Below are 4569 nucleotides of genomic sequence, written 5' to 3' on the forward strand. Positions count from 1 at the left end.
CCGCCGGACCGGGCCACGCCCGGCGCCCGGCCTTGTCCCGGCCCGCGCGATGCCGCAGAAGCCGTGACCGCGGACGATCCGGCCGCGCGGAGACGTCCCATGCGGTACACGGTGCTGAGTCTGGCGCTCGTTCTCTCCGAGCCGGCCTCGGCCGCCTGCACGGCGCCCGCCCCGCCCCCCGCGGCGGAACGCCCCGAGCGGCCGGCGCTGCCGCAGAAGCCCGCCTGCCTCGACGCCAAGGGCGGCTGCCCCGGCTGGGAGGCCTACACCTACAGCGACCAGATCAAGGCCTACAACGCGCAGATCGGCGCCTTCCGGCCGATCGCCGAGGCCTACGTGCAGAAACTCAACGCCTACGTGAAGGCCAGCGCCGACTACGCCCAGTGCGAGGTGAAAGCGCTGCAGGGGCAGTGACCCGCGCCGTGGGGCGAATCGTGCTAGTCTGACCGCATGAGCGCAGCGCCGAAGCGTGATACGCCGCCGCGGATGACGGTGGACGAGTTCCTCGTCTGGGCGGAAGGCCGACCGGGCCGCTACGAGCTGGATGCCGGCGAGATCGTCGCGATGTCGCCGCAGCGGGCGCGCCACGCGGACGCGAAGTTCGCCGTTCAGATGGCCCTGAAGGCCGCGATCCGCCGGGGCGGCCTGCCCTGCCGCATGTTTCCGGACGGGATGACCGTTCGGATCGACAAGGACACGGCCTACGAGCCCGATGCGCTCGTCTATTGCGGCGCGCGTCTCGACGGGGACGCCGTGGAGGTGCCGAATCCCGTCGTGATCGTCGAGGTGCTCTCGCCGCGCACCCGCTCTCTCGACAGCGGCGAGAAGCTGGTCGGCTATTTCCGCGTCCCGAGCGTTCAGCACTACCTCGTGGTCGATGCCGTCAAGCGCCGCGTCCTCCATCACCGGCGCGGGAGCGGGGATCTGATCGAGACCCACATCGTCGCCGAGGGCGCGCTGCGGCTCGATCCGCCCGGCCTCGACCTCGCGCTGGCCGACCTGTTCGAGGACGACGGCCCGGCTTGACCCGTCCGGTCACCGGTGCGACAGGCCGGCGAACCGGAACAGGACGCCCGCATGACCGCTCCCCTCGACCTTCTCGTGCTCGGCAACGCCATCGTCGATCTGATCGCGCGCACCGACGAGGCCTTCCTGGCCGACCAGGGCGTGCCCAAGGGGGCGATGGCGCTGATCGACGAGCCCCGGGCCGAGACGCTGTTCGCCGCGATGGGGCCGACCACCGTGGTCCCGGGCGGCTCGGGCGCCAACACCGCCGTCGGCGCCGCGATGCTCGGCGCCCGCGCCGGCTTCATCGGCAAGGTGCGCGACGACGAGCTCGGCGGCCTCTACGCGCACGAGTTGAAGGCGGTGGGCGTCGATTTCCCGGTGCGCGCCGCGACCGAGGGGCCGGCCACCGCCCGCTGCTTCATCCTGGTGACGCCCGACGGCGAGCGCACCATGAACACCTATCTGGGCGCCTGCCAGGGCCTCTCGCCCGCCGACGTCGATCCGGCCGTGGTCGAGAGCGCCCGCGTCACCTACCTCGAGGGCTATCTCTGGGATCCGCCGGCCGCCAAGGAGGCCTTCCGCAAGGCGGTCGAGATCGCCCACGGCGCCGGCAACGCGGTGGCGCTGACCCTCTCGGACGCCTTCTGCGTCGGCCGCTACCGCGACGAGTTCCTGGGCCTCATCCGCGACGGCAGCATCGACATCCTGTTCGCCAATATCGGTGAGCTGAAGAGCCTCTACGAGACCGAGGACGCCGATACCGCCATCAAGGCCCTGTCCCAGGAGCGCAACGGCCGGGGCCTGCACCTGCTCGGCCTCGTCACCCGCTCCGAGGACGGGGCGGTGGTGGTGAGGGGCGGCGAGGTCCGCGCGGTGCCGGCCTCGCCGGTGGCCGAGGTGGTGGACACCACGGGCGCGGGTGACCTCTTCGCCGCCGGGTTCCTGGCCGGCCACGCCCGCGGGCTCGACAACGTCGCGAGCGCCAAGCTCGGGGCGCTCGCCGCCGGCCAGGTGATCCAGCACATCGGCGCCCGGCCGCAGGTCGATCTGGTCAAGCTGGCGCGGGAGCGCGGGCTGCTCTGACGCGGCCCCGCTCGCGGCTTCACACCCGCAGCAGCACCTTGCCCACCGCCTCGCGGCGGGTGAGGATGCCGAGCGCGGCCTCGTACGCCTCCAGCGGGTAGACCCCGTGGACCTTGGCGGTCAGCCGCCCCTCCGCCACCCAGGCGAGGAGCCGGCGCTGGTTGTCCTGGTGCGCCGCCGGGTCGCGGTCGAGGAAGGCGCCCCAGTGCACGCCCTGCACGTCGAGCTCCTTCAAGAGCATCAGGTTGAGCGGCAGGCGCGGGATCTCGCCCGCCGCGAAGCCCACCACGAGGTAGCGCCCGCGCCAGCGCAGAGCCCGCAGCGCCGGCTCCGCGAAGGCGTCGCCGACCGCGTCGTAGACCACGTCGATCCCACCGCCCGAGGCCTCGCGCAGCGCGTCCTTCAGCGTCGCCGGATCGTAGACGAGGCCGACTTCCGCCCCGTGGGCCTTGGCCACCGCGAGCTTGTCCTGCGAGGAGGCGCAGGCGATCACCCGGGCGCCGAGCAGCGCGCCGAGCTCCACCGCCGCCAGCCCGACGCCGCCCGAGGCGCCGAGCACGGCGAGCCACTCGCCCGGCTGGATCCGGGCGCGGTTGGCCAGCGCGTGCAGCGAGGTGCCGTACGTGATGGTGAGCCCCGCCGCCTGCTCGTCCGAGACGCCGTCCGGCACCCGCGTGAGCTGGCTCGCATCGGCCACCACGCGCTCGCGGCAGGTGCCGAACTTGGCGTGCACCACCACCCGGTCGCCGACCGAGAAGCCCTCGACCTCCGGTCCCAGCGCCTCGACCACGCCGCAGGCCTCGCCGCCGGGCGAGAAGGGCAGCGTCGGCTTCACCTGGTAGCGGCCGGCGATGATCAGCGTGTCGAAGAAGTTGAGCGCGGCGACCCGGACCCGCACCACGACCTCACCGGGGCCGGGCTCCGGGTCGGGCAGGGTCTCGATGCCGAGATCCTCGGCCTTGCCCAGCCTCGTGCACATCAGCGCCCGCATCGCATTCTCCCGGTTGTTCCGAGACCGCGATGCCCCGGCGGGCATCGCCCCGCAAGAGGGGCGCTCAGGGCCGCGCGTAGGTGCCGGTCAGGCAGCCCTTGGTCAGCACCCGCCCCGCCATCGCGTCGATGAGCGCGCCGCGCCCCGGCGCCTCCGTGAGGGCCAAAGCCACGGAGAGGGCGTAGGCCTGGAAGACGTAGCGGTGCGGGCCGTGGCCGCAGGGCGGGTCGGGCGGCAGCCAGCCCTGCTTGAGGAAGCTGTTGCGGCCGGTCTCCGCGCCCGTCGCGCCCTCCGTGAGGCGGCCCGCGGCGGGGTCGAGATCCGGGGCGATCAGGTGGACCAGCGGTTCCGGCGTCGGGCTGTCGGCGTCCTCCACCAGGAGGACGAGGCTCCGCGTGCCCTCCGGCAGGCCGGCCCACGCGAGCGGCGGCGCGCTGCCTGCCCCGTCCGCGGTGAAGCGCGCGGGGATCGCCTGCCCGTCCGCGAAGGCCGGGCTGGTGAGCGCGATGCCCTCCGGCACCGCCGCGAAGGTGGCGTGGTAGGCGGTCTTCTCCAACCCCGCGCGGAGCCCCGACAGGGCCTCGCCCACGGCGTGCGGCAGCTTCTCCAGCATGGATCCCTCCGGTGTCGGGGGACAACGAGGGCAGGGCGATGGGGTTCGGGCGGTGTTGGCGTCGCGGGTGCGGGCCGACGCATGTGGGGTCTCGGGCAGCCCCCTCCGCGCCCGCGCTACGCCGGCTTCTCGGCCGCGACCATGTAGTTCACAGCCGTGTCCCGGCTCTGGCGCCAGCCGTCGTTGAGCGGGTTGTAGACCACCCCTTGCGTGTCCACCGGCGTGACGCCGCCCACCCGCAGCATCCGCTTCAATTCCTCGGGCGTGATGAACTTGTCCCAGTCGTGCGTCCCCTTCGGCAGCCAGCCCAGCACGTACTCGGCGCCCACGATGGCGAGCGCGAAGGAGCGCAGCGTCCGGTTGATCGTGGCGGCGAACAGCAGGCCCCCCGGCTTCAGCGCGGCGCAGGCCGCCCGCAGGAAGGCCTCCGGGTCGGGCACGTGCTCGATCACCTCCATGGCGAGCACCACGTCGAAGCGGGCGCCCTCGGCCGCCACCGCCTCGATCGTGTCGGCGCGGTAGTCGATCGCGAGCCCGCCGGCCTCGGCGTGGGCGCGGGCCACCGCGAGGTTCTGCCCGGCCGGCTCCAGCCCGGTCACGTCGGCTCCGAGGCGCGCCAGCGGCTCCGACAGGATGCCGCCGCCGCAGCCGATGTCGACGATGCTCAGTCCCTCCAGCGCGAAGGGCCGATCGGTCTCGCGGCCGTGGTGCCGGCAGACCCGGTCGCGGATGTAGGCGAGGCGCACCGGATTGAAGCGGTGCAGCACCCGCATCGGCCCGGCCTCGTCCCACCACGTCGCGGCGAGCGCGTCGAAGCGCGCCACCTCGGCCGGGTCTACCCGACCCGGTTCCACCCGGCCCGCCGTTCCTTCCG

The 4569-nt window shown here is 73.6% G+C and carries 6 protein-coding genes; 3 read left to right on the top strand and 3 right to left on the bottom strand.

The window, feature by feature from the left end; all coding sequences use genetic code 11:
* Positions 1-99: 99 nt before the first annotated feature.
* From AX737_RS28560 to AX737_RS28570, 3 genes are read left to right on the top strand one after another with little or no spacing between them, the layout of a single operon-like run.
* On the top strand, positions 100-414 hold the full coding sequence (locus AX737_RS28560) for a hypothetical protein (protein WP_066927252.1): 315 nt from the start codon (positions 100-102) through the stop codon (positions 412-414).
* A gap of 36 nt (positions 415-450) precedes the next feature.
* Positions 451-1026 carry a Uma2 family endonuclease gene (locus AX737_RS28565; RefSeq protein ID WP_066927254.1) on the top strand — a complete coding sequence of 192 codons (576 nt, stop codon included), beginning with the start codon at positions 451-453 and terminating at the stop codon, positions 1024-1026.
* A gap of 51 nt (positions 1027-1077) precedes the next feature.
* The gene (locus tag AX737_RS28570) at positions 1078-2091 is read left to right on the top strand and encodes an adenosine kinase (protein WP_066927256.1); all 1014 of its coding nucleotides are present in this window, start codon (positions 1078-1080) and stop codon (positions 2089-2091) included.
* Positions 2092-2110: 19 nt separating this feature from the next.
* Here AX737_RS28570 and AX737_RS28575 read toward each other — a convergent pair whose 3' ends face one another.
* From AX737_RS28575 to ubiG, 3 genes are all read right to left on the bottom strand, one after another.
* Positions 2111-3082 carry an NADPH:quinone oxidoreductase family protein gene (locus tag AX737_RS28575; RefSeq protein ID WP_066927258.1) on the bottom strand — a complete coding sequence of 324 codons (972 nt, stop codon included), beginning with the start codon at positions 3080-3082 and terminating at the stop codon, positions 2111-2113.
* Positions 3083-3146: 64 nt separating this feature from the next.
* Positions 3147-3695 (bottom strand): YbhB/YbcL family Raf kinase inhibitor-like protein, encoded by a 549-nt coding sequence (locus AX737_RS28580; RefSeq protein WP_066927260.1) that lies wholly within the window; start codon positions 3693-3695, stop codon positions 3147-3149.
* A gap of 116 nt (positions 3696-3811) precedes the next feature.
* Positions 3812-4549 (bottom strand): bifunctional 2-polyprenyl-6-hydroxyphenol methylase/3-demethylubiquinol 3-O-methyltransferase UbiG, encoded by a 738-nt coding sequence (ubiG, locus tag AX737_RS28585; protein WP_066927262.1) that lies wholly within the window; start codon positions 4547-4549, stop codon positions 3812-3814.
* Positions 4550-4569: the final 20 nt, after the last annotated feature.

The organism is Methylobacterium sp. CCH5-D2 (assembly GCF_001556475.1).
GTDB lineage: Bacteria > Pseudomonadota > Alphaproteobacteria > Rhizobiales > Beijerinckiaceae > Methylobacterium > Methylobacterium hispanicum.

Bases quoted from the DNA above. Each gene is read 5' to 3' on its own strand.
- AX737_RS28560 (WP_066927252.1), top strand. From the start codon at position 100: ATGCGGTACACGGTGCTGAGTCTGGCGCTCGTTCTCTCCGAGCCGGCC.
- AX737_RS28565 (WP_066927254.1), top strand. From the start codon at position 451: ATGAGCGCAGCGCCGAAGCGTGATACGCCGCCGCGGATGACGGTGGAC.
- AX737_RS28570 (WP_066927256.1), top strand. From the start codon at position 1,078: ATGACCGCTCCCCTCGACCTTCTCGTGCTCGGCAACGCCATCGTCGAT.
- AX737_RS28575 (WP_066927258.1), bottom strand. From the start codon at position 3,082: ATGCGGGCGCTGATGTGCACGAGGCTGGGCAAGGCCGAGGATCTCGGC.
- AX737_RS28580 (WP_066927260.1), bottom strand. From the start codon at position 3,695: ATGCTGGAGAAGCTGCCGCACGCCGTGGGCGAGGCCCTGTCGGGGCTC.